Annotated in this window: 1 protein-coding gene; it reads left to right on the top strand. The window is 64.8% G+C overall.

Annotation, left to right across the window (positions count from 1 at the left end; all coding sequences use genetic code 11):
• A partial coding sequence (locus ENZ75_RS33755) for an FAD-binding oxidoreductase (protein ID WP_164888278.1) occupies nt 1-548 on the top strand: 548 nt, incomplete at both ends.

Below are 548 nucleotides of genomic sequence, written 5' to 3'. Positions count from 1 at the left end.
CCCCCGGCCGTTCCTGGTATGAGGACACGGCCGGTCCGCGGCCTGAATACCCGGCGCTGGATGGCGACCGGACATGCGACGTCGTTGTCATCGGCGGCGGCTTTACCGGCCTGTCGGCGGCAGCGCATCTGGCCAAGGCGGGCGCCAATGTCGTTTTGATCGAGGCGTATCGCTTCGGTGATGGCGCCTCCGGGCGCAATGGTGGCCAACTTGGCACCGGCCAGCGCGCCTGGGCCGAAGACCTGGAGGCCGAGTACGGCTTGTTCCGCGCCAAGGCTCTGTTTGATCTTGCCGAAGAGGCGAAGGCGCATCTCCTCGAATTCACTGCCGCCAACCAGATCGATATCGACTATATGCCGGGCCAGCTCTCGGTGGCGCACAAGCCGCGCTATGTCGATGACTACAAGGCGCATGCCGAGATCATGGCGAGCCGTTTTTCCTACCCGCATATCTCGTTCATGGATGCCAGGGAGACGGCGGAGCGGCTGGGCTCGACCGCCTATTTCGGCGGCACGCGCGACACCGGCACAGGGCACATCCATCCGATG

Origin of the sequence: Mesorhizobium sp. M7A.F.Ca.CA.002.04.1.1, assembly GCF_004022805.1 — a bacterium.
Lineage (GTDB): Bacteria > Pseudomonadota > Alphaproteobacteria > Rhizobiales > Rhizobiaceae > Mesorhizobium > Mesorhizobium ciceri.
Note: the sequence above shows the minus strand (reverse complement) of the source record. Positions and strands in the feature narration are given on the sequence as shown.